A 26,079-nucleotide genomic window follows, 5' to 3' on the forward strand; every position below is an offset into this window, starting at 1 on the left:
TTATTGTATATAATTGCAGCAATAATAGCTTTTGGAGTATTAATTTTTATTCATGAATTAGGACATTTTACTTTGGCAAAGATAAATGGAGTTCAGATAGAGGAATTCGCAATAGGAATGGGCCCAAAGCTATTTGGAATAAAGAAAAATGAAACACAGTATTCTATTAAATTATTGCCAATAGGCGGATATGTCAAAATGCTCGGCGATGAAGGAGAGAGTACTGATCCAAGGGCATTTAATAATAAAAGTCCTCTTAGAAAATTAAGTGTTGTAGCAGCAGGACCTATAATGAATTTTATACTTGGAGTAATTTTATTTGCCATAATAGCATCGCAAAAAGGATATTTAGCTCCTATAATAGATAAAACAGTAAACAATTATCCAGCACAGATGTCAGGATTAAAATCTGGAGATAAAATAGTTAGGGTAAATAAATCTAAAGTACTTACATGGGAGGATTTCTCATCTGCGGTATACTTAAGTGGTAAGGAGCCAGTTAATATTACTTATAATAGAGATGGAAATTTAAAACAAGTTACACTAACTCCAATTAAGGATAAGGCTGAAAATAGATATATGGTGGGAGTGGCTCCAAGACAAATAAAGAGCCCTGGTATAGGCCAGTCCATATCATATGGATTTGTAGAGACACGATCACTTATCAATCAGACTTTTTCATTTTTTAAAACACTTTTCCAGGGAAGGGCCAATATGAATGATGTAGGGGGACCTGTTACTATAATTAAATTATCTGGAGCAGCGGCAAAGGCAGGTATACTTACTTTATTGGCTTTTTCTGCATATATAAGTATACAACTTGCAATATTTAATATAATACCATTTCCAGCATTGGATGGTGGTTACATATTTCTATTTCTGTTTGAAATAATAACAGGGAAAAGAGTAGATCAGAATAAAGTAGGAGTAATAAATTATGTAGGATTTGCTATCCTTATGATGCTTATGGTACTGGTAACAGTAAAAGATTTAATACATCCTATTCAATTTTAATATAAATTTGAAAGTTGAGAGTTTAATAATGAGTAGATCAAATACTAAAAAAATAAAATTAGGAAATATATTTATAGGTGGAGATTCCAAAATAACTGTGCAATCCATGACAAATACGGATACAAGAGATAGAGCAGCTACCATAAAACAAATAAAGTCCTTGGAAAAAATGGGATGTGACATAGTGAGATGTGCTGTTCCTGATATTGAGGCATGTACTGCACTTAAAGATATCACAAAAAGTGTAAATATACCTGTAGTTGCAGATATACATTTTGATTATAGACTGGCAATTAAATCCATAGAAAATGGCGTGTTTGCTCTTAGAATAAATCCAGGCAACATAGGTAGTAATGATAGAGTAAAAGAGGTTGCTAAAGCAGCTCAAAATTCAAATATACCAATTAGAATAGGGGTTAATTCAGGCTCTTTAAATAAAGATATGTTAAAAAAATATGGAGGGGTTTCTTCAGATGCATTAGTTGAAAGTGTGCTGAATCATGTAAAAATACTTGAAAATGTAAATTTCGATAATATTGTTATATCCATAAAATCTTCTAATGTTATTCAAATGGTAGACAGCTACAGAAAAATATCTAGAATTTGCCAATATCCGCTTCATCTTGGAGTAACAGAGGCAGGTACTGGATTTACTGGTACTATAAAGTCGAGTGTAGGAATAGGAACGCTTCTTATGGAAGGAATAGGAGATACTATAAGAGTGTCTTTAACTGGAGATCCTATACAAGAAGTTAAAGTTGGAAAAGAAATACTAAAAGCTTGTGGATTAAGAAAACAGGGAATTGAGTTGATATCCTGTCCTACTTGCGGCAGGACTGAAATTAATATTATAAAAATAGCTGAAGAAGTTGAGAGAAGGCTTTCTCATATAAATAAAAATATTAGAGTAGCAGTAATGGGCTGTGTGGTAAATGGACCTGGAGAAGCAAGAGAAGCTGATATTGGAATAGCTGGAGGAAAAGGTGAAGGACTTATATTTAAAAATGGAAATATTATAAAGAAAGTAAGAGAAGAAAATCTAGTTGAAGCTCTTATGGAAGAAATTCAAAATATGTAATTAACAAAAAGCATATGTTGTTAGCTCAGTTTTGTACATAAGGGGGCTGTGAATAATGAGTACTGACATTATAAAACTTTTGCAGGAAAATATAGATTGCAATAGTGATATTATTCCTGAAGAAATAAAGCTGCAAAAGGTTCAGTATTTAAAAAAGAGCAATAAATTAAAAGTAATTGTTAAATCGGTTAATGAGCTAAATTTCAAGGTAAAACATAAAATAAAGCAGATAGTTAGTGAAGAATTAGGATGCTTTAATAATATTGATCTTATATGTTATAAGGACATATCAAATGTATCCTTAGGCGAAGTATGCAATAATTATTGGCTTGAATTAGTAAATATAATTTCCTCGTATATTCCTGTATGTAAAGAATTTTTGACTAAATCTTCAAAAAAGGTAGAAGACAATACTATAAACATATATAGTGGAAATAATTTCATATACAATTTTCTAAAAAATAAAAATTTAGAAAAGCTTATGCATAAAGTTATAGTGGATATATTTGGAATAGAATGTACTGTGTTTTTGATATATGACAAAAATCTTTATAATGAGAAATTCTTAGAAGAAAGCCAGAACAAGGAAAAAAAGTATATAGAGAGTATGCTGAAAAATAGGTCTATAGTACCAAATAAGGTTCAAAACAAAACAACATCTAAAAGAAATAGTGCTTTTAAAAATGAAAATCGAGAAGTTAAATCCGGATCTATCATATTTGGAAAACCGATAACTGGAGCACCTATGGAAATAAAAGATATAACAGAAGTTCAAGGTATTGTAGTTATAAGGGGAACTATATTTAAAAAGGAAATTATAGAAACTAAGACAGGAAGAAAAATAGTTACATTTTATATAACAGATTATACTAGTTCTATTACGGTTAAGTTTTTCCCAAGGCCAAGAGATGCAGAGAGAATAATTGAAGAGATAAAGGAAGGACTTTACTGTACTGTAAGAGGAGAATCTGTAAATGATCCTTATGCAAGAGAATTGGTAATAATGGCAAAGGATATAGTAAAATCCATTAAGACAAAAAAGACGGATAATGCATCTAAAAAGAGAGTAGAACTACATCTTCATACACAGATGAGTGCCATGGATGCTGTAAGTTCTGCCTCAGATCTTATAGAGAGAGCCGCAAGTTATGGACATAGAGCTATAGCTATAACAGACCATGGTGTAGTTCAAGCTTATCCTGAAGCTATGGCTGCTGCAAAAAAATATAATATAAAAGTTATATATGGTATAGAAGCTTATCTAGTAGATGATGGTGTTCCAATTGCCATAGGAGGAGAGGAAAGAAACCTAGATGACACCTATGTAGTATTTGATATTGAAACTACAGGATTTTCAAGTATTAATGATAAAATAATAGAGATAGGTGCAATTAAAATTAAAGATGGAAAAATAATAGACAGATTTAGTGAATTTGTAAATCCTCAAATTCCAATACCTGGCCGTATTGTGGATCTTACAAGTATTACAGATTCTATGGTTAGTGGTGCGGATCCAATAGAGAAAATACTACCTGAATTTATAGATTTTATAGGAGATTCAGTAGTAGTAGCTCATAATGCAGGATTTGACACAGGGTTTATAAAGAAGAATTGCAGGGATATGGATATGGAATTTAAAAACCCAATTGTGGATACAGTACTTCTTTCTAGATTCCTGTTTCCCGAATTAAAGAAGTTTAAATTAAATGTAGTGGCAAAACATCTGGGTATATCCCTTGAAAATCATCATAGAGCAGTAGACGATGCAAGAGCGACAGCCGATATACTTTTAAGATGTTTTAAAATTCTTAAAGATAGAAACATACTTAATCTTGGAAAAATTAATAGTGAATTTTTAAAAAATATAGATATAAAAAAGGAACCTACATATCATCTTATAATTTTAGTAAAAAATCAGATCGGATTAAAAAATCTATATAAACTAGTTTCATTCTCTAATCTTGATTATTTTTTTAAAAGGCCTAGAATGCCTAAAAGTCTTATAATGAAGTATAAGGAAGGACTTATCATAGGCGGTGCTTGTGAAGCAGGACAAATTTATAGAGAAGTTTTAAGTGGAAAGAGTGATAGTGAACTTGAACATACATTGAAGTTTTATGACTATCTGGAGATACAGCCTACGGGTAATAATGAATTTATGATAAGAAATGGAACTGTAAATGGGCAAGAAGAACTTGAAAAAATAAATAAGAGAATTTGTTATCTTGGAGATAAATATAATCTTCCGGTAGTTGCTACAGGAGATGTACATTTTATGGATGAAAAAGATGAAGTATTTAGAAGGATAATAATGGCTGGCAGGGGTTTCTCTGACGCAGATGATCAGCCGCCTTTATATTTTAGAACTACTGAGGAAATGCTTGAAGAGTTCCAATATCTTGGGACAGAAAAGGCAGAAGAAGTAGTTATAGACAACACAAACAAGATTACCGATATGATAGGTGATGTTAAACCGATACCGGATGAAACATTTCCTCCTAAGATAGAAGGTGCAGAAGAACAGATAAAGGATATGACATTACATAAAGTACATTCCGTATATGGTGATAAATTACCTGATATAGTAGAAAAAAGACTGGATAAAGAATTGAATTCCATAATAAACAACGGCTATGCTGTTTTATATCTAATTGCACAAAAACTTGTAGCAAAGTCATCAGAAGATGGATATCTTGTAGGATCCAGGGGATCTGTAGGATCTTCTTTTGTTGCTACCATGTCAAATATTACAGAGGTAAATGGCCTTCCACCACACTACGTTTGCCCTAAATGTAAACACAGTGAATTTATTACGGATGGTTCAGTAAGTTCTGGTGCGGATCTTCCAGAAAAGAAATGCCCAAAATGTGGAACTGATATGAGACGTGATGGACACGATATACCATTTGAAACATTCCTTGGTTTTAATGGAGATAAAGAGCCTGATATAGATTTGAACTTTTCAGGTGAATATCAATCTGTAGTACATAAATATACGGAAGTATTGTTTGGTAAAGGACACGTTTTTAAAGCTGGAACTATTGGAACTATAGCTGAAAAGACGGCCTATGGATATGTTAAAAAATATTTATCAGAGAAAAATATAACAGCACCCCAGGCTGAAATAGAAAGGCTTACAATTGGATGTACTGGTATAAAGAGAACTACAGGGCAGCACCCTGGTGGAGTAATGGTAGTTCCAGCTGATAATGAAATATACAATTTTACTCCAGTTCAACATCCGGCAGATGATAATGACACAGATATAATAACCACGCATTTTGATTATCACTCCATAAGTGGTAGATTATTGAAACTGGATATATTGGGTCATGATGACCCTACTGTTTTGAGAATGCTTCAGGATTTGACAGGATTGGATCCTAAAAAAATTCCTCTGGGGGATCATAAAGTCATGAGCCTTTTTACTTCACCGGAAGCATTAGGAGTTACTGCTGAGGAACTGGGTTGTCCTGTTGGAACATATGGATTACCTGAGTTTGGTACAAAATTTGTAAGGCAGATGCTTTTGGATACAAAACCTAAGAATTTTGCCGATTTAGTAAGAATATCAGGGCTATCTCATGGTACCAATGTATGGTTGAATAATGCTCAGTATTATATAAAGGAAGGATATACTACGTTAAGCGATTGTATAGCATGTAGAGATGATATAATGATGTATTTGCTTAACAAAGGTTTACCTCCGAAAGATGCATTTACCATAATGGAGAAAGTGAGAAAAGGAAAAGGTCTAACAGAAGAGCGAGAAGCACTTATGAGAGAGCATGATGTACCAGATTGGTATATAGATTCATGTAAGAAGATAAAATACATGTTTCCTAAAGGGCATGCCGTGGCATATGTTATGATGGCAGTTAGAATTGCCTACTTTAAGGTATATTATCCCAAGGCTTATTATGCTACTTATTTTACAGTTAGAGCTGATGAATTTGATGTAGATATAATTATAAAAGGGGAAGAATCAATAAAGAGAAAAATGGATGAAATATATACTATGGGTAATAATGTTACACAGAAAGAGAAAGGGCTCCTAACAATCTTAGAACTTTCTTATGAGATGTATAAACGAAAAATAAAATTTCTTCCAGTAGATATCTATAAATCGGATGCTGTAAAGTTCTTAATAGAAGACGAAGGGATAAGGATTCCTATAAATGCACTTCAGGGTATAGGAGAAAATGCAGCAAAAAATATAGTTAAAGGCAGAGAACAAGGAGAATTTATATCAAAAGAAGATTTAAAAATGAGAGGTAAAGCTTCTAAAAGTGCAATAGAAATGCTAGATGTTCATGGATGCCTAAAAGGACTTCCAGAAACAAATCAGCTTTCTTTGTTTGCATAAATAATTTTTAAAATTTAAATTTAATAAATATATGGAGACATGATTGCAATTTTAAACATTGTTGTTATGTCTTTATTTTTATCAATATTATAAATCATGAACATATAATACTCAAGCATTTCACAAATAAAGACAAATAATAAAAATATGTTTTACTATTGACAATATACAATTGATATTGCATAATAATTATAAAATTAATATATAGTAAGAATGATTTATTTCGATATTATTCATTAATAATTTTTATATTTTAATTTCATACAATTATATTTTAAAAAATTTCAATTTTACTTGGAAAAGGTGATTTAAAATGATTGAATTAAAAGATGTTCACAAATATTTTGGAGATTTACATGTATTAAAAGGGATTAATTTGAAAGTGTCTAATGGAGAAAAAGTAGTTATAATTGGTCCAAGCGGATCTGGTAAAAGTACATTAATAAGGTGTATGAATTTGTTGGAAAAGCCAAGTAAGGGCAAGGTTATAATAGATGATACTGATATAACATTACCTAAAGCCCCAGTTACGAAAATAAGACAATCAGTTGCAATGGTATTCCAACAGTTTAATTTATATCCACATAAGACTGTACTAGAAAATTTAACTCTTGCACCAGTCTTGATTAAAAAAGTTCCGAAGAAAGAAGCTGAGGAATCTGGAATGGCTTATCTAGAAAGAGTAGGACTTAAAGATAAGGCAAATGTTTATCCAGCTCAATTATCAGGAGGACAACAGCAGCGTGTAGCTATTGCAAGGGCACTTAATATGAAACCGGAAATTATATTGTTTGATGAGCCTACATCAGCTTTGGATCCGGAAATGATTCAAGAAGTGTTAGATGTTATGATTGATCTTGCAAGTGGAGGTATTACAATGGTTGCAGTGACTCACGAAATGGGATTTGCAAGAAGAGTTGCAGATAGGGTCATATTTGTAGATAAAGGATCAATATTAGAGGAAGGTTCACCAGAACACTTTTTTACCAATCCGACTAATGAGAGGACAAAGATGTTTTTAAGTCGAATAGTACATTAAAGGTACTTATATAAAATAATTATTAATTGGGGGAACAGAAACATGAAAAAAATCAAAATTTTATCTGGAATTTTATTGTTAATAGTTGCTTTTACTTTTGCAGGGTGCGGTAGTTCTAGTTCACAAAAAACTTCAGGTTCTGATCTTAAAGCAATAAAAGATAGAGGAACTCTTAAAGTGGGTGTCAAACTAGATGTACCTAAATTTGGATATAAGGACCCTAAAACTTCTAAAATTGAAGGATTTGAAATTGATCTTTCAAAAGCAGTTGCCAAAAAGATATTTGGAGATGAAAATAAAGTACAATTTCAAGGTGTAACAGCTAAAACAAGAGGACCACTCTTAGACAGTGGACAAGTTGATATGATTGCAGCTACCTTTACTATAACTGATGAGCGTAAGAAGAGTTATAATTTTTCAGAACCATATTTTACAGATAGCGTAGGATTAATGGTTAAGAAAAGTTCTGGTATCAAGGACTTAAAAGGTTTAAACGAAAAAAAAATAGGAGTTGCTCAAAGTGCCACAAGTAAACAGGCAATACAGAAAGAAGCAGAAAAGGTTGGAAGTAAAGTTACATTTATGGAATTCCAAGGCTATCCTGATATTAAATCAGCATTAGATTCAGGAAGAATTGATTGCTTTTCTGTAGATAGATCAATATTAACTGGATATATTGACAATTCAACAGTTGTTTTAAAAGAAAAATTTAGCCCACAAGATTATGGTGTTGCTACTAAAAAAGGAAATGATGAATTAGCTAAGGCTGTAAATGAAACTATTAGTGAAATGAAAAAATCAGGTGAATTAGATAAGCTGATTGCTAAGTGGGGGATTCAATAGTGCCAGGTCCTTTTGCATTATTTAAATGGGAAGCTCTTTTAAATGATAAATCTATATTTTTGCAGGGCTTTTTAACAACTATACTGGCATCTATATTAGCATTAGCCTTAGCTTTAATATTGGGCATTATATTTGGCGTAATGGGCACGTCACATAATAAACCATTGAAAAGAATAAATAAGATATATGTTGCAATTATACAAAATACTCCGCTTGTAATTCAAGTTTTCTTCTTGTATAATGTGCTTCCTCATTTTAATATAATGATATCAGTATTTGCGGTAGGAGCTATTGGCGTTGGAATATATCATGGAGCATATATTGCCGAAGTAGTCAGAGGAGGTATTGAAGCAGTGCCAAAAGGACAAATGGAATCAGCTGTTTCACAGGGATTTACCAATATTCAAGCTATGAGGTATGTTATTTTGCCTCAGGCAATTAGAATAATATTTCCACCTCTTACCAATCAAGCTGTAAGTTTGATAAAAAACACGTCTGTAATGGCTATGATAGCAGGAGGAGACTTGATGTATCAGGCTGATTCTTGGTCAAGTAATAATTTATACTATGGTCCAGCTTACATAGTTACTGCATTGTTGTATTTGCTATTATGCCTGCCTCTTGCAAGATTTGCCAGGAGAATAGAAAATAAAAGTGAGGTGGGAGTATGATCACGGAACTTTTTAAACCAGAAATATTACTATTCCTGTTAAAAGGTTTAGGAACAACACTCCACATAGCTATAGTTACTATTATATTAAGTTTTATTTTTGGAACTATTTTAGGAATTGCAAGATATTCAAATCATATAATTGTAAGTAAGATAGCAGTTTTGTATATAGAAATTGTACGTAATATGCCTTTACTTTTATTCATACTAGGTATAAGATTTATGACTAAATTACAACCTATGAATGCAGGTATTGTGGCAATGACTATATTTACTAGTGCAATTGTGGCTGAGGTTATAAGAGCTGGTTTAAACTCTATAAACAAAGGCCAATGGGAAGCAGCGGCTTCTCAGGGATTTTCATATGGGAAGATACTATTATATATTGTACTACCTCAGGCTCTTAGAAATATGATTCCTCCGCTTTGTTCTACTTTTATTACAGTAATAAAAGATACATCATATGTATGGGCTGTAGGAATTGAGGAGTTAACAGGTAAGGGAATGATAATAATGGGTCAATATGCAAAAACATCACAGGTAATAACTATTTTTGCAATGTTAGCTTTCACCTATTTCATAATCAATTATATTTTGTCCATATTAGCAGATAAGCAGCAGCTTAAGATAGTTCGTTGATATTTAGAATCAATATTTATCTTGAAATAAGTATTTTGTTATGTTAGAATTAGAGTAGTAATTCTACAGAAGATTGTTTAATTGTAGAGTGGGTTAAAACCCACTCTTTCTATTTGTAAAAACGCAGCGTAAGTTGCGTTTTTAAATTATGATTTTACATTTTTTCTTTCGAATTGTTTAACATATAAAGTAAGGAGGAAATAAAATATGGATAAAAATAATTTATTAGATAGATTACGTAAATTAATAAATCCTATAGTTAGTAATTTAAGATATGAATTATATCATTTAGAATTAGTTAAAGAAGAAAATGAAAATTATTTAAGAATATATATAGATAATGAAAATTCTCCAATATCTCTAGATGATTGTGAGAAAGTAAGCAGAGAAGTTAGTGCTATGCTTGATGAAAAAGATCCTATAAGTTTTTCATATTATTTGGAAGTATCTTCACCTGGAATAGAAAGAAAATTATATACAGATGATCACTTAAAAAAATATATTGGAAATATGGTAACTGTAAATATAGAAGGATTATTAGATGGAAAGAAAACATATGAAGGGGAGCTTTTGAATTTCAATACAGATGACGTATATATAAAAGTTGAAGATAATGAAGTAGCTATCCCTAAAAACAAAATTTATGATGTGAGTTTGAAGGTTAATTTCTAAGGGGAGGTATAATAGAAATGAATCAAGAATTTATAGAGGCCTTAAAAGAAATAGTAAAGGAAAAAGGAATAAGCAAGGATTTACTGTTTACTACTATAGAGGATGCATTGGTAGCTGCTTACAAGAAAAATTATGCCGCACATGTTGGCAATGGTCAAAACGTGAAAGTTACCATGGATAGGGAAAATGGAGAAATCCATGTATATTCCCAAAAAACAGTAGTAGAAGAAATAGAAGATGAATTAAATGATATATCACTAGACGAAGCTAGAGCAATAAATCCAAAATATGAACTTGGGGATTTGGTAAGTATAGAAGTTACTCCTAAGAAGTTTGGTAGGGTAGCTGCACAAGCCGCAAAACAAGTAGTAATTCAAAGAATAAAGGAAGAAGAGAGAAGAATTATATATAGTGATTTTACCGAAAAGGAAGATGATATAATAACTGGAACGGTAATTAGAAAAGATAAGAATAATGTTCTTATAGATCTAGGCAAAACAGAGGCTGTACTCGGACCTAATGAACAAATGCCTGGTGAAAAATATAATTTTAATGATAGAATCAAGCTATATATAGTAGAAGTAAAAAATACTACAAAAGGTGCACAAATTGTAATATCCAGGACACATCCAGGACTTATAAAGAGATTATTTGAATTGGAAGTACCTGAAATATTCGATGGTATAGTAGATATAAAGTCAATTGCACGAGAGGCTGGCTCCAGAACTAAAATAGCAGTACACTCCAACGATGAAAATGTGGATCCTATGGGTGCTTGTGTAGGACCTAAAGGAATAAGAGTTCAAAGCATAGTAAATGAACTTAAAAATGAAAAAATAGACATAATAAAGTGGAGTAAACTTCCAGAAGAATATATAGCTAATGCTTTAAGCCCTGCTAAGGTTTTAGATGTAGATATAGATGAAGATAATAAATTTGCACAAATTGTAGTAGATGATGATCAATTATCTCTTGCTATTGGTAAAGAAGGACAAAATGTTAGATTAGCAGCTAAACTTACAGGTTGGAAAATCGATATAAAGAGCAAAACACAATTAGATAATAGTAAAGAAGATAATATAAATTAAGGTGGTGTTATTTATGAAAAAAAAGAAGATACCACAGAGAATGTGCCTTGGATGTATGGAAATGAAACCAAAAAGAGAACTAATAAGAGTAGTAAAAAATAAAGAAGGCGAAGTTTTTGTGGATCTTACAGGAAAGAAAAACGGAAGGGGAGCCTATATTTGTAAGAATATTACATGTCTTGAACAGGCTTTTAAAAATAAAAGACTTCAAAAAAATCTTGAAATAGAAATAAATGAAGACTTATATGACAGCTTGAAGGAAGAAATAGAAAATGAAAAATGATTTTTTGAAATTTTTAGGCCTCGCCAAACGTGCAGGAAAAATTTTAGAAGGATATAATAAATGTGAAGAAAATATTAAAAAGCATGAAGTTTATCTTATAATATTATCTGAAGATGCTTCTGAAAACACTTTAAATAAATTTTTGAAATATGGCAATAAATATAATATAAGTGTTATAATAAAATATTCTAAAGAGGATCTTGGAAAAGCTATTGGAGTAGATGAAATAAAAATCATTGGTGTTAAAGATAAAAACATAAGCGAAAAGTTAATTAGTATTAACCAAGAGGATAAACTTTAATTTCGGGGGTGAAGTATTTGTCAAAAATAAGAATTTATGAATTGGCCAAAGAGCTAAATATATCCAGCAAGGAATTAATTGAACTTCTTTCTGAGGAATTTAGTATAGCAGTAAAAAATCACATGAGCGTTATAGAAGAAGAGGATGCTAATCTTATAAAAGAGTTTTTATCTGACAAGGCGGAAAATGCAGAAGATGATAAAAATATTGAAAGTGCTGTAGATGAAAACAATGATTCTAATAATAAAAGCAATAAAAATAATAAAAAGTCTAAATCTAAAAATATTCCTAAAGATAAAGAATCAGAAGAGGAAGAAAAAATAATAGAAATAGATGATACGATAACTGTAAAGGAATTGTCAGAAAAAATAGGAAAATCATCTACGGAAGTTATAAAGCAACTTATATTTATGGGAGTAATGGCGGCAATAAATCAGGAAATTGATTTTTCAACAGCTGAAAAATTAGCAGAGAAGTTTGATGTAATTGTAGTGAAAAAGGAGAAGAATATCGATAAAGAAATTTCAGAACAACAAGAGGAAGAAGAAATTGAATCTGAAGATAATTTACAAAAAAGACCTCCTGTAGTAACCGTTATGGGTCATGTAGATCATGGTAAGACATCACTTTTGGATGCTATTAGAAAATCAAAAGTTACTTCTCATGAGGCTGGAGGAATAACTCAACATATAGGAGCCTATACTGTAACTATAAATGGAGAAAAGATAACATTTTTAGATACGCCTGGACATGAAGCTTTTACAGCAATGAGAGCTAGAGGAGCTCAGATAACCGATATAGTTATACTTGTAGTTGCAGCAGATGATGGTATAATGCCTCAAACTGAAGAAGCTATAAATCACTGCAAAGCTGCCAATGTTCCTATAGTGGTTGCTATAAATAAGATAGATAGGCCTGGTGCAAATATAGATAAAGTAAAACAGGAATTAACAGAATATGGGCTTGTACCTGAGGATTGGGGCGGAGATATTATTTGTGTTCCAGTTTCAGCTCATACCAAGGAAGGTATAGATACATTGCTGGAAATGGTTCTTTTAACTGCAGAAGTTCAAGAATTTAAAGCAAATTCTAATAGAAATGCTAGAGGAGCTGTAATTGAAGCAAAACTTGATAAGGGTAGAGGCGCTGTAGCAACACTACTTGTTCAAAATGGCACATTAAATGTAGGAGACTCTATAATAGTTGGAACAACTTACGGAAGAATAAGGGCAATGTTTGATGACAAGGGTAAAAAAATTAAATCTGCAGGACCATCTATTCCAGTTGAAATATTGGGATTATCTGAGGTACCTCAAGCTGGAGATAAATTCAACGAAGTAAAAGACGAAAAAACAGCAAGAGAATTAGCTGATGGCAGAAAACAGAAAGTCAGAGAAGAATATCTTCAATCTACACATAAAGTTTCATTGGAAGATCTATATAATCAGATAAAAGAGGGAAAGGTAAAAGAGTTGAACATAATTGTAAAGGCTGATGTTCAAGGTTCTATAGAAGCCCTCAAACAATCCCTTCAAAAGTTATCAACTGATGAAGTAAAGGTAAGAGTAATACATGGAGCTGTTGGAGCTATAACTGAAACAGATATAAGTTTGGCTTCTGCTTCAAATGCAATTATAATAGGATTCAATGTAAGACCGGATGTCAATGCAGAAAAAGCGGCTGAAAGAGAAGCAGTCGACATGAAAACTTACAGAGTTATATATACTGCCATAGATGACATAAAAGCAGCAATGCTTGGAATGCTTGAACCTGATTATAAAGAAAATGTAATTGGTAAAGCCGAAATAAGGCGTACTTATAAAATCTCAAGTATTGGAACTATTGCAGGATGCTATGTTTTAGACGGAAAGATAACTAGAAATAGCAGTGTTAGAATTATAAGAGACGGAATAGTAGTATTTGAATCTGAACTTGCATCTTTGAAGAGATTTAAGGATGATGTAAAAGAAGTTGCTCAAGGTTATGAGTGTGGACTTTCTATTGAAAAGTTCAATGATATAAAAGAGGGTGACATAGTAGAGGCATATGTTATGGAAGAAATTAAAAAGAAAGAGCTATAATTAATATAAGTAATACTGAGAGGTGATAGTTTATGTCTAAATATAGAAGTGGCAGAATAAATGAAGAAATGAAAAAGGAAATAAGCAATATAATAAGAAGTGATATAAAAGATCCAAGATTCACAGCTATGACAAGTGTGACAAAAGTTGAAGTCACAAGAGATTTAAGCTATGCCAAAGTATATGTCAGCCTATATGGAAATAATAAATCCAAAGAGGAAACTTTAGAAGCCTTAAAAAATTCATCAGGTTTTATAAGGAGAGAATTGGGTCATAGAATAAGACTTAGAAACATTCCAGAATTAATAATTGAATTGGATAACACTATAGAACAGGGAATGCATATAGATGAGCTTCTGAGAAAGATAAAGGAGCATGAAAACAATGATAACTGATGATATATTGGAGACAATAAAGAAAAGTAATAAATTTGCTATTACTTTTCATAAATCTCCTGATGGAGATTCTATTGGAAGTGCACTTGCACTATTTCAAGGTCTTAAAAGTATTGGAAAGCAAATTACCTTGCTTTCAATGGAAAAAGTACCTGAGGATTTTAAATTCTTGCCTTATTCAGATATTATTGATCCAGATAAGTTTGAAGTTGAATCTGATGTAGATTGTGTTATAGTTTTGGATTGTGGAGATAAGAAAAGAATAAATGCCAATTTGGATTTTGATAGTAAAAGTTATACAATAGTAAATATAGATCATCATCTCACCAATGAACAATATGGAGACTTGAATTATGTGGATACAAAAGCTGCTGCAGTATCTGAAATCATGTATGATATTTTAAAAAAAATTGATATCAATATAGATAAAGATATGGCCATATGTATGTATACCTCTCTTATTACGGATACAGGATCTTTTAGATATTCTTCAACTACGGAAAAGACACATAATATTGCAGGAAATTTGATAAATACAGGATTTGACTTTAGCAAAATTCATAGAATGTTATTTGAAAACAAGAAATTTGAAAAAGTTAAATTAAGTGGCAAAGCTATAGAAAGCATGAAAATTATAGATGAGAGTATATGTGTTATATATGTGACTAAAGCTATGATTGATGAAGTAGTAAAAGACGGTATGGATATAGATACCCATGATATAGTTAATATAGGACTTCAAATAGGAAAAGTGGAAGTTGCGTTATTATTGAAAGAATCAGAAGAAGGAATAAAGGCAAGCCTTAGATCTAAAGAAATTGTAGATGTAAGAAAGATTGCAGAAAAATTTAATGGTGGTGGTCATATGAGAGCGGCAGGGCTTGAAATTCATGGGAAAGATATAAATGAGGCAGGAAACTTGATAATCAAAGAAATACAAAAAGAGTTGATGTAGATGAATGGAATTTTAAATATAAATAAACCTGTTGGTATGACTTCTTTTGATGTAGTTAAAAAGGTAAAAACTATTTTAAATATTAAAAAGGTGGGTCATACAGGCACCCTCGATCCAGGAGCATCAGGGGTTTTACCAGTTTGCATAGGACGTGCTACCAAATTAGTAGACTATATAATGCAAGGCAGAAAAACTTATATAGCTGAATTAAGATTGGGAATAGCAACTGATACTTATGATAAGTATGGTAATATTATTAGTAAATCAGATGTAAATATAGATCAAAATCAACTAATTGATACAATAAGTAGTTTTATAGGAAATATAAAACAGATACCACCAATGTATTCTGCATTAAAAGTAAATGGAAAAAGATTATATGATTTAGCACGACAGGGAATTGAAATCGAGAGAAAGAGTAGAGATATAACCATATATAACATAGATATAATGAACATAAATATTCCTTATGTAAAATTAAAAGTTGAATGTTCAAAAGGAACTTATATAAGAAGTCTCTGTTATGATATAGGGAAAAGTTTGAGTTGTGGTGGGGCTATGTGGAGCCTTGTTCGCACACATACTGGGGAATTTGATATTTTGAACTCCATATCTATAAATGACTTGAATAATGAAAATGTGTTACAGCATATAATCCCCATGGATAAAGCATTAAACAAATGTCCAAAAGTTTTTGTGAAACACAATTTTAAAAAGAATGTTTTAAATGGAATTCCTATATATGACGAGGAGTTTTTAAAATATGTGAATCCAGATGAAATTTATAGGGTGTACATAGATAGAGACCAATTTATAGGGATTGGTATGAATAATGGTAATACTGGTTTTAAAATGATAAAATTATTGATTCGGGGTAATTAGATATGATAGTAATAGAAGATAATTTTAAAATTCATTTAAAAGAAAAAACATATATTGCACTTGGAAGTTTTGATGGACTTCATTTAGGTCACATGCAACTTGTAAAAAAGGCAATTGAACTCTCAAAAGGCAATAATGCAAAAAGTATGGTATTTACGTTTAAATCTCATCCACGAAATATTATAAATAAAAAGTCTGCTACTAAAATTTTAATGAATAATGAAAGTAAATTAGAAGTATTAAAAGAGTCTGGTTTGGATATAATAAATATGGCAAGCTTTGATTATGATTTTATGAAAATATCACCAAAAGAATTTATAATTAAACTTATACAAAATTATAATGCAAAAGGACTTGTAGTTGGATTCAATTATAGATTTGGATATAAGAATATGGGAAACATTGAACTCTTAAAAGAGTTAAGCGTAAAATACAAATTCTCATTGGATATTATAAAACCAGTAAAATTTAATGATAACATCATATCAAGTACAATTATAAGGAATCTTATTGCAGATCAGGGTGATGTAAAGCAGGCTGCCAATATGCTTTCAAGACCTTATATGCTTCAAGGAAAAATAATTCCAGGAAAACATCTTGGGAAGAAATTGGGGTTTCCAACTGCTAATATGGAATTTGATACAAAATTTATTTTGCCAAAAGAAGGAGTATATTTTACAGCTGTAAAATTTGAAAATAAATTTTATAAGGGTATAACAAATGTAGGATATAATCCTACCACAAATGATAATAAATTGAGTGTTGAAACTAATATTTTAGATTTTAACAAAGATATATATGGAAGTGAACTGAGAATTTATTTTATTGATAGAATTAGGGATGAATTTAAATTTCAAAATTTAGATCAATTAATCAGTCAACTTGAAAGTGATAGAAATTATGCAAATAAGAAAAACTTAGAAATTAATTTTTAAAATTAATTTACATTATTAATTTTATTTGCTATAATTACAGACGTGATCCTTATGCTAAGAAATTCGACTTGCCGACGTCTTTCTTGGAATATAGGGGATTAACAATTTGGAGGTGTAGCAAAATGGAAAAGGCAATTAAGCAGGAAATAATAAAGAAGTATGAAAGACATGAAGGAGACACAGGTTCACCTGAAGTTCAAATAGCACTTCTTACTAAAAGAATCAATCATTTAAATGAACATTTGAAAGTTCATAAGAAAGATCATCATTCAAGAAGAGGTCTTTTAATGATGGTTGGTAAGAGAAGAGGACTTCTTAATTATTTAATTAAAGAAGATATTGAAAGATATCGTACTATTATAAAAGAATTAAATTTAAGAAAATAATCTTGGAGCGGCTTTCAAACCGCTCTATTATTTTAAAAAAATATTAATATTTTAGACGTAAGTGAAGGAGGTAATTTAATGAGTGAAGTTATTCAAACTACTATTGCAGGAAGAACTCTGAAAGTTGATTATGGTAAGGTTGGAAGACTTTCCAATTGTGCCATTTTAATAAGTTATGGTGATACTGTTGTTCTAGTAAATGCAAACTCTTCTGCAAAACCAAGAGATGGGGTAGATTTTTTTCCATTAAGCATAGAATATGAAGAAAGACTCTATTCTGTAGGAAAGATACCTGGAGGATTTATAAAAAGAGAGGGTAAACCTACTGATAAAGCTATTTTACATGCGAGGGCAATCGATAGACCTCTTAGACCGTTATTTCCTAAAGGATATAGAAATGATGTTCAAGTTGTATGTACTGTAGTATCTGTTGAACAAGATAACCTGCCTGATATACTTTCTATAAATGGCGCATCTCTGGCATTGTGCCTTTCAAGTATTCCTTTCAATACTCCTGTAGGGGCTGTTTCTGTTGGAATAGTAGATGGAGATTTTGTAATAAATCCAGGATTAGAACAAAGAAAAAAAAGTACATTGAATTTGACTGTATGTGCCACTGAAGATAGAGTGATGATGGTAGAAGCCGGTGGAGATGAAATAGCAGAAGATGTAATGTATAATGCCATAAATTTTGGCTTTGAAGAGTGTAAAAAAATTGCTAAATTTCAAAGAGAAGCCATGAAAAAATATGGTAAAGAGAAAGACATACCGGAATTATATAAAGTCGATGAAACTTTGGAAAATGAAGTTAGAAATTTTTCTTTTGACAGTATTAAAGAAGCTATGTATATAACTGATAAAGATGAAAGAAATGATGCACTTGATGAAGTCAAAAAGAAATTAGATGAGGAATTTGGAGATAAATATCCAGATAATAAAGCAGATATTAGTGATGTTGTATATAGAATTCAAAAGGAAATAGTCAGAAATATGCTTTTGAATGAACATAGAAGACCTGATGGAAGAAAATTTGATGAAGTAAGACCTATAAGCTGTGAAGTTGGAATACTTCCAAGAACACATGGTACTGGATTATTTACAAGAGGATTAACCCAGGTAATGACAGTAGCTACTCTTGGATCTCTCGGAGATGTTCAAGTGCTTGATGGAATAGGTTTAGAAGAATCTAAAAGATATATACACCATTATAATTTCCCATCTTATAGTACTGGTGAAACTAGACCTCTTAGAGGACCTGGAAGAAGAGAGATAGGACATGGTGCACTAGCAGAAAAAGCTTTGATACCACTCATTCCAAGTGAGTCTGAATTTCCATATACAATAAGACTTGTATCAGAAGTTTTAAGTTCTAATGGTTCCACATCTCAAGCAAGTATATGTGGAAGCACCTTAGCACTTTTAGATGCTGGGGTTCCTATAAAGAGACCGGCAGCAGGAATTGCCATAGGACTTATAACTAGTGATGATTTATCTCAGGAAGAATTACTTACTGATATACAGGGAATAGAAGATTTCTTTGGAGACATGGATTTCAAGGTAGGAGGAACTGAGGAAGGAATAACAGCTATACAATTTGATACTAAAATTCATGGACTCTCATTGCACTGTATAAAGGAAACTTTGGAAAGAGCGAAAAAAGCTAGATTGTTTATACTTGATAAAATAAATGCATGTATAAGTGCTCCACGAAAAGATCTTTCTAAATATGCACCAAAGACATTTACTATGAGCATAGATACTGACAAGATAAGAGATGTAATAGGAGCTGGTGGAAAGGTAATAAATAAGATAATAGCGGAAACAGGAGTAAAAATCGATATAAAAGAAGATGGTAACATATTTGTAATGTCAGATGATACTGAATCTGCTAAAAAGGCATTAAAGATTATAGACGACTTAACAAGAGAAGTAAAAGTAGGAGAAATTTACTTAGGCAAAGTTACTAAAACTACAAATTTTGGAGCATTTGTTGAAATACTTCCAGGAAAAGAAGGCCTGGTACATATATCGAAACTTGATTTTACTAGAGTAAATAAAGTTGAAGATATAGTTTCAGTAGGAGATGAAATACTTGTTAAGGTTATAGAAATAGATAATCAAGGCAGGATAAATCTTTCTAGGAAAGATGCAATAAAGGATTCAGAAAAAAAGAAATCAGATGAGGACTAAAAAATAGAAGGGCTTACGCGCCTTTTTATTTTTTTCAATTATAAATAATTGAAATATACATAGAATATAGTGTAATTGTAATTTGAAATAAAAGAAGGTGATGATAAAATTATGTACAATATAATTAAGCTGGACAATGGATTAAGATTAGTTGTAGAAAATATAGATCATGTTAACTCAATTAGTGTAGGACTGTGGGTAGAAAATGGTTCTAGAAATGAGGGCATATATGAAAATGGAATATCTCATTTTATTGAGCATATGTTTTTTAAAGGTACTGAAAAGAGAAATGCGTTTAATATAGCTGAATGTATAGAAGAAGTAGGCGGACAGATAAATGCTTTTACAGGAAAGGAAGCTACTTGTTTTTATATAAAAGTATTATATTCCCATTTGAATTTAGCTTTGGATGTTATATCGGATATGCTTTTTAATAGTAAATTTTCACCTGAAGATATGGAAAAAGAAAAGGGAGTCATAATTGAAGAAATAAACATGAGCGAGGATTCCCCAGAGGATGTCCTATCAGACATTCACAGCAAGGCAATATGGGGCAACGATCCAATATCCTACCCAATACTTGGTACTAAAGAAAATGTTAAATCATTTACCAGAAAGCAAGTAATAGATTATTTAAAACGATATTATGTACCACAAAATGCTGTAATATCAATATCTGGCAAGATAGACTTATGCACCATTAAAGAAGTGGTGGAGCAGTATTTTGGACAGTGGAAAAATAATAATGAAAAAGCAGTACAGTATTCAAATCCTAAATTTTTAAAAAAACATATATTTAAAAAGAAAGATATAGAGCAACTGCACTTAAATCTCGGAATACCTGGTATAGAGAGCGGAAATGATGATTTATATGCTGAATTGCTTATAAGTAATATACTTGGTGGAGGAGCATCATCTATTTTATTTCAAAAAATCAGAGAAGAAAAAAGTTTATGCTATTCTATATATTCCTATATAGCGTCATTTAATAATACAGGAGTAATCAGCATATATACTGGATTGAATCCAAAACATGCCTATGATGCCATAAATATAATACAGGAAGAAGTATTTAAATTAATAAAATCTGGTATTGGATCTCAAAAACTACAGAAAACAAAAGAGCAGTTAAAAGGAAATTATATATTGGGAATAGAAAGTACTACAAGTAGAATGTTCAATAATGGGAAGTCAGTTCTTTTTTTAAATAAAGTAAATAGCCCTGAAGATATAATGATAAAGATAGATAAAATTAATACTGATAAATTAAACGAAGTAATGGAAAAAACTTTTAAAAGAGGAATATTAAATTCAGCATTTGTAGGATTAGATATAGATGTGGATATAGTTAAAGGTATATTAGGTGAATGTGAAAATCCTTTTAAAAAAGGTAATAGTATAAATATATAGTAATAAGTTATATATACAATTCATATTATTTATATAGCAAATCATGTGAATTGGAGGAATTACTTATGAGTGACAATATAAAGTTTTATGGAGATATTGAAAGGTATGAAATTATAAATGTAAATGATGGTGACAGATTTAACTCTCTGGGTAATAATGATATTATTATAGATGAAAATGGTAACTTAAAGATATTATTGTTAAATGAAAATAAATCTAAATTTGGACTGTTTGGTAAAAATGAATTTGTAGAAGTACCTTGGGATTGTGTTCAAAAGATTGGTGCTAAAACAATAATAATAGATGCTGATGAAAAAAAATTAAAAAAAACCCATTAACAAAACCTTAAGCTTATTAATAAAATGAATGTAGCATAGTAATAAAATATTTATTACAATGGACAATAAAATGGGGGATAGATATGAAAATATTAGTACAAAAATTTGGTGGAACTTCAGTATCTACACATGAAAGAAGAGAAGATGTAGTAAACAAAGTTATTAAGGCGAAGAAAGATGGCTATTTTCCAGTAGTAGTAGTATCTGCCATGGGAAGAAAAGGTCAACCTTATGCCACTGATACATTACTTTCTTTAATAAGCGATAATTTTAAGGTGAAAAATAAATTGGCTTGTGATTTGATAATGAGCTGTGGAGAAATTATAAGTGCTGTTGTTTTATCAGACGAAATATCAAAGAGAGAATTACATGCTGTTCCAATTACCGGGGCTCAGGCATCTATAATAACTGATGATAATTATAATGAAGCATCTGTAATAAATGTAGATCCAAAGAAATTATTTGAAATAATAGGCTCAAATAAAATTCCGATAGTTTCCGGATTTCAAGGAATAAGTAAAAGTGGATTTATAACTACTATTGGAAGAGGCGGAAGCGATGTTACAGCTGTACTTTTAGGAAACGCTTTAAAAGCAGAAAAAGTTGAAATATATACGGATGTAGATGGAATAATGACTGCAGATCCTAGAGTAGTAGCTGACGCTTCTCTAATTAAGGAGATAAGCTATAATGAAGTATTTCAGCTGGCAGATCAAGGGGCCAAGGTAATACATCCTAGAGCTGTAAGGATAGCTATGAATAGTAATATACCACTAGTTATTAAAAATACTCTTAATAATAGTACAGGCACAATAATCAGTAATTCCATTATGGAAAATCAAGATAGGATAATAAGTGGAATAACTTCTGTAAATAATAGAGTTCAAATTACTGTAAAATATGATGAAAATCCCCAAAATAAAAATTATTTTAATTTGTTTGATGAATTGGCAGACAATCTTATTAGTATAGATCTTATAAATGTATTTAAAAAACAGAAGATTTTTACAATAGATAATAAAGATATCGAAAATTTTAAAATTGTAGCTGAAAGTCTTGGATTAAAATATTCTATAGTTGAGGAATGTACAAAAATAGCTCTTGTAGGAAATGGCATGCGAGGAATACCAGGAGTTATGGCAAATATACTTAAAATACTGGCAAAAGAAAATATACAGGTTCTTCAGACAGCAGATTCTCACACTACAATATGGTGTCTTGTTGAAAGTCGTTTTGAAAATACAGCTATAAATGCACTGCATAAAGGATTTGGTCTTAGTGAAAATTAGTCAATATTAATGATTAATGTATATGGAACCTCTTCAATGAACAAAATAGTAGTATATACAATTTGATTATGGAGGAGATATACTATGTCAGGTCAGGAAGAAAATAGAGGAACAGATGAAAATACAAGACAAAATATAAGGGAATTAGGAATAAATAGTATTTCAAATATTAAAGATGATATTCAAGTTTTACCTATAATAGGTCAAATAGAAGGCCATGAAGTACTTTCACCCCAGACTAAGACTACAAAATATGAACATGTAATACCTCAGCTTGTTTCGATAGAACAAAATAGTAACATTAAAGGTGTATTTGTAATTTTAAATACTGTAGGAGGAGATGTAGAGGCAGGTCTTGCTATAGCTGAGATGATAAACAGTCTTAGCAAAGTTACGGTATCTCTTGTAATAGGAGGAGGCCATTCCATAGGAGTTCCCTTAGCTACAAGTTCAGACTATTCATTTATATCGCCATCTGCAACTATGATAGTTCATCCTGTTAGAATGAATGGTATGATAATAGGGGTTCATCAAACATTTGAATATTTTAATAAAATACAGGACAGAATAAATGAATTTATTGTTAGAACTTCAAATATTAATAGAGAAAAATTGACAAATTTCATGTTGAAGACGGATAAACTTTTAAATGATACTGGTACTATGCTGGTTGGCAGGGAAGCTGTAGAAGCTGGATTAATTGATGAAGTAGGTGGAATAAGTAGAGCTATATCAAAAATCCACCAGCTTATAGACAAACAAAATAAGTAAAATTAGCCATAGGAGCTGATCCTATGGTATTTATGTTTATTCAAAGGAAATGAAAAGGTAATGTAGAATATAATAAAATAAAGATATTATGACTTTGGAGGTGATTTTTATGACTAGAAAAAGAAGGAGAAAAAAAGTAGAAAGTTCAAATAGTGATATTAAAGGAATAATACTAATTACTTTTGGAATCTTAATGTTAATAAGCGTATTTTCACCTTCTACATCAGGTATAGTAGGAAGAAATATAAAGAAAATATTAATTATGCTTATGGGGCTTGGAGCTTTTATTTTCCCTGCTTTGATAATTTTTATAGGAGGATGTGTTTTAGCAAGAAAGAATAAAATTAATTTTAGCAAAAGATTTTATGGCATAATATTATTTACGATAAATACGCTTCTTTTTATACAGATGATAACTATGTCGGATTATTATCCTTATAATAGTATATTGGACAGTATAAAGAGTATGTATAGTTTGGATAATATAGTTCATGGGGGAATTATAAGTCTGTTTATAGATATACCTCTACTTAAACTGTTTGGAGATACAGGATGTTATGTTATATTTTTAGCACTATATTTCATATCCGTAATAATTATGAGCAAACTGACTTTATATGATGTAATACATAAAATTAAAGATTCTATATCCGAAGAAAATCAAGATACAATAGTGGAAGACCGAGATAGTATAAGCAAAGTAAAAGATATAGATGAAAAAGAAGGATTTATTAAAGGTTTGAATAATAGAATAAAAATATTAAACTTTATGAAATCCAAAGATGAAGAACTTTTAGAGGATAAAAAACAAGAGGATAAAAAAATTGATACCGCTGATAATCTGGATAAAAAAAGTAAATCTTTAGATCATCCAATTGAAATAGAAATAGCGGCAGATAAAGTCCCTGACAAATCTATAAACGAAGAATTAAATAAAAAAATGATTGAAAGTGAAGTTCAAGATTTAGTATATAACTATCCTGAGATAGATCTGTTAAAACAAAACATTAAATCTCAATTAAATAAAGAAGATAAGAAAGAACTAATTAACAGTGCCAACAAATTGGAGGAAACTTTAAACAGTTTTGGAGTTGAAGCTAAAGTAATGCAGGTAAGTAAAGGACCTTCTGTTACTAGATTTGAACTTCAGCCAAGTCCTGGTGTGAAAGTAAGTAAAATAGTCAATTTATCTGATGATATTGCATTAGGACTTGCAGCTACAGGGGTTAGAATAGAGGCACCTATACCTGGAAAATCGGCTATAGGTATAGAGGTACCAAATAGAATACTTACTCCAGTTTATTTGAGAGAAGTTGTAGAATCAAAGGAATTTTCAAATTTTAAAGCAAAGCTGGCATATTGTTTGGGAAAGGATATAGGAGGAAATTGCATAGTATCTGACTTAACAAAAATGCCCCATCTTCTTATTGCAGGAGCAACTGGTTCAGGAAAAAGTGTATGTATAAATACTTTAGTTATAAGCTTGTTATATAAGTATTCCCCGGAAACAGTAAAATTGCTTATGATAGATCCAAAGGTTGTTGAACTGAGTGTGTATAATGGTATACCACATCTTTTAATACCAGTTGTCACAAATCCTAAAAAAGCTGCAGGTGCTTTGAATTGGGCCGTTCAAGAGATGAATAGAAGGTATAAGCTATTTGCGGATACTGGAGTAAGAAACATAGAAGGTTATAATAAGTTGGCAGATGAACAAATAGTAGATAGTAAATTGCCATTTGTTGTTATGATAATAGATGAGCTTGCTGATCTTATGATGGTTTGTCCAAATGAAGTAGAGGATTATATAGGACGTCTTGCCCAAATGGCACGAGCTGCAGGAATGCACCTTGTTATAGCAACTCAGAGACCATCTGTAGATGTAATTACTGGAGTAATTAAGGCAAACATACCTTCAAGAATATCTTTTGCAGTATCCAGCCAGATAGACTCCAGAACCATACTTGATACAAGTGGAGCTGAGAAGCTGCTTGGAAAAGGAGATATGTTGTTTTATCCTGTTGGGGAAGGAAAACCTGTTAGAATACAAGGTGCTTTTATATCTGAAAAGGAAGTAGAGAATGTAGTTAAATATATTAGAGATAAACAAGGCGAAGCACAATATGAAAATAAAATAATTGAAGAAATAGATACAAGTGTATCTAAAAATGATGAAGATTGTGACGAACTTTTAAATGAGGCCATTAGAATAGTACTAGATTCAGGACAAGCATCTACATCTCTTATCCAGAGAAGATTGAGAGTTGGATATAATAGAGCTGCTAGAATAATAGAACAGATGGAGGACAGAGGTATCATATCTGGAAAAGATGGAACGAAACCAAGACAGGTACTGGTAAATAAAGATGAATTTAAATTATAAATTTATCTTGTAAAATTAATAAAGTAGATTTACAATAACATATGTATTATTAAATATGGATCATATATTTG

General features: G+C 31.0%; 23 protein-coding genes. All 23 read left to right on the forward strand.

The window, feature by feature from the left end:
- The first annotated feature begins 3 nt into the window (after nt 1-3).
- The 23 genes from rseP (at nt 4) to J418_RS0102910 (ending at nt 26,008) form a co-directional block, all read left to right on the forward strand.
- Complete coding sequence (rseP, locus tag J418_RS0102800; RefSeq protein ID WP_017750615.1) at nt 4-1,014, forward strand: RIP metalloprotease RseP; 1,011 nt, start codon at nt 4-6, stop codon at nt 1,012-1,014.
- 28 nt (nt 1,015-1,042) lie between these two features.
- Nucleotides 1,043-2,092, forward strand: coding sequence for a flavodoxin-dependent (E)-4-hydroxy-3-methylbut-2-enyl-diphosphate synthase (gene ispG / locus J418_RS0102805; RefSeq protein WP_017894745.1), 1,050 nt, complete (start codon nt 1,043-1,045; stop codon nt 2,090-2,092).
- Between the two features lie 55 nt (nt 2,093-2,147).
- Nucleotides 2,148-6,458 carry a PolC-type DNA polymerase III gene (locus tag J418_RS0102810; protein ID WP_017894746.1) on the forward strand — a complete coding sequence of 1,437 codons (4,311 nt, stop codon included), beginning with the start codon at nt 2,148-2,150 and terminating at the stop codon, nt 6,456-6,458.
- A gap of 313 nt (nt 6,459-6,771) precedes the next feature.
- Nucleotides 6,772-7,497, forward strand: a complete 726-nt coding sequence (locus J418_RS0102815) for an amino acid ABC transporter ATP-binding protein (RefSeq protein ID WP_017750612.1) — start codon at nt 6,772-6,774, stop codon at nt 7,495-7,497.
- A 42-nt stretch (nt 7,498-7,539) separates the two neighbouring features.
- Entirely contained in the window at nt 7,540-8,340 is an 801-nt protein-coding gene (locus J418_RS0102820) for a transporter substrate-binding domain-containing protein (RefSeq protein WP_017750611.1), read from the forward strand.
- A complete protein-coding gene (locus J418_RS0102825; RefSeq protein WP_017750610.1) occupies nt 8,340-9,011 on the forward strand; it encodes an amino acid ABC transporter permease in 672 nt (223 codons plus the stop codon). Before J418_RS0102820 ends, J418_RS0102825 begins: the two co-directional genes overlap by 1 nt.
- On the forward strand, nt 9,008-9,649 hold the full coding sequence (locus tag J418_RS0102830) for an amino acid ABC transporter permease (RefSeq protein WP_017894747.1): 642 nt from the start codon (nt 9,008-9,010) through the stop codon (nt 9,647-9,649). Before J418_RS0102825 ends, J418_RS0102830 begins: the two co-directional genes overlap by 4 nt.
- Nucleotides 9,650-9,856: 207 nt before the next feature.
- Nucleotides 9,857-10,321, forward strand: coding sequence for a ribosome maturation factor RimP (gene rimP / locus J418_RS0102835; RefSeq protein ID WP_017750608.1), 465 nt, complete (start codon nt 9,857-9,859; stop codon nt 10,319-10,321).
- A 17-nt stretch (nt 10,322-10,338) separates the two neighbouring features.
- On the forward strand, nt 10,339-11,409 hold the full coding sequence (gene nusA / locus J418_RS0102840) for a transcription termination factor NusA (RefSeq protein ID WP_017750607.1): 1,071 nt from the start codon (nt 10,339-10,341) through the stop codon (nt 11,407-11,409).
- A 13-nt stretch (nt 11,410-11,422) separates the two neighbouring features.
- Entirely contained in the window at nt 11,423-11,692 is a 270-nt protein-coding gene (gene rnpM / locus J418_RS0102845; RefSeq protein ID WP_017750606.1) for an RNase P modulator RnpM, read from the forward strand.
- Nucleotides 11,682-11,993, forward strand: coding sequence for a ribosomal L7Ae/L30e/S12e/Gadd45 family protein (locus J418_RS0102850; protein ID WP_017750605.1), 312 nt, complete (start codon nt 11,682-11,684; stop codon nt 11,991-11,993). The genes rnpM and J418_RS0102850 overlap by 11 nt, the downstream gene beginning before the upstream one ends.
- 17 nt (nt 11,994-12,010) lie before the next feature.
- A complete protein-coding gene (gene infB, locus J418_RS0102855) occupies nt 12,011-14,074 on the forward strand; it encodes a translation initiation factor IF-2 (protein ID WP_017894748.1) in 2,064 nt (687 codons plus the stop codon).
- A gap of 32 nt (nt 14,075-14,106) precedes the next feature.
- The gene (gene rbfA, locus J418_RS0102860; RefSeq protein ID WP_017750603.1) at nt 14,107-14,469 is read left to right on the forward strand and encodes a 30S ribosome-binding factor RbfA; all 363 of its coding nucleotides are present in this window, start codon (nt 14,107-14,109) and stop codon (nt 14,467-14,469) included.
- The gene (locus tag J418_RS0102865; protein WP_017750602.1) at nt 14,459-15,424 is read left to right on the forward strand and encodes a DHH family phosphoesterase; all 966 of its coding nucleotides are present in this window, start codon (nt 14,459-14,461) and stop codon (nt 15,422-15,424) included. Before rbfA ends, J418_RS0102865 begins: the two co-directional genes overlap by 11 nt.
- Nucleotides 15,425-16,306 (forward strand): tRNA pseudouridine(55) synthase TruB, encoded by an 882-nt coding sequence (gene truB, locus J418_RS0102870; RefSeq protein WP_017750601.1) that lies wholly within the window; start codon nt 15,425-15,427, stop codon nt 16,304-16,306.
- A gap of 2 nt (nt 16,307-16,308) precedes the next feature.
- Complete coding sequence (locus tag J418_RS0102875) at nt 16,309-17,241, forward strand: bifunctional riboflavin kinase/FAD synthetase (protein ID WP_017750600.1); 933 nt, start codon at nt 16,309-16,311, stop codon at nt 17,239-17,241.
- Between the two features lie 122 nt (nt 17,242-17,363).
- On the forward strand, nt 17,364-17,627 hold the full coding sequence (gene rpsO / locus J418_RS0102880) for a 30S ribosomal protein S15 (RefSeq protein WP_017750599.1): 264 nt from the start codon (nt 17,364-17,366) through the stop codon (nt 17,625-17,627).
- A gap of 78 nt (nt 17,628-17,705) precedes the next feature.
- Nucleotides 17,706-19,817 (forward strand): polyribonucleotide nucleotidyltransferase, encoded by a 2,112-nt coding sequence (locus J418_RS0102885; protein ID WP_017894749.1) that lies wholly within the window; start codon nt 17,706-17,708, stop codon nt 19,815-19,817.
- Between the two features lie 111 nt (nt 19,818-19,928).
- Nucleotides 19,929-21,227: a M16 family metallopeptidase gene (locus J418_RS0102890; RefSeq protein WP_017894750.1), complete on the forward strand. Its 1,299-nt coding sequence runs from the start codon at nt 19,929-19,931 to the stop codon at nt 21,225-21,227.
- A gap of 65 nt (nt 21,228-21,292) precedes the next feature.
- Complete coding sequence (locus J418_RS0102895; protein WP_017750596.1) at nt 21,293-21,565, forward strand: YlmC/YmxH family sporulation protein; 273 nt, start codon at nt 21,293-21,295, stop codon at nt 21,563-21,565.
- An 83-nt stretch (nt 21,566-21,648) separates the two neighbouring features.
- On the forward strand, nt 21,649-22,854 hold the full coding sequence (dapG, locus tag J418_RS0102900) for an aspartate kinase (RefSeq protein ID WP_017750595.1): 1,206 nt from the start codon (nt 21,649-21,651) through the stop codon (nt 22,852-22,854).
- Between the two features lie 84 nt (nt 22,855-22,938).
- Nucleotides 22,939-23,625, forward strand: coding sequence for a ClpP family protease (locus J418_RS0102905; RefSeq protein ID WP_017894751.1), 687 nt, complete (start codon nt 22,939-22,941; stop codon nt 23,623-23,625).
- Nucleotides 23,626-23,734: 109 nt separating this feature from the next.
- Complete coding sequence (locus tag J418_RS0102910; RefSeq protein WP_017894752.1) at nt 23,735-26,008, forward strand: FtsK/SpoIIIE family DNA translocase; 2,274 nt, start codon at nt 23,735-23,737, stop codon at nt 26,006-26,008.
- Nucleotides 26,009-26,079 lie beyond the last annotated feature (71 nt).

Source organism: Clostridium tyrobutyricum DSM 2637 = ATCC 25755 = JCM 11008 (assembly GCF_000359585.1).
In the GTDB taxonomy this organism is placed as follows: domain Bacteria; phylum Bacillota; class Clostridia; order Clostridiales; family Clostridiaceae; genus Clostridium_B; species Clostridium_B tyrobutyricum.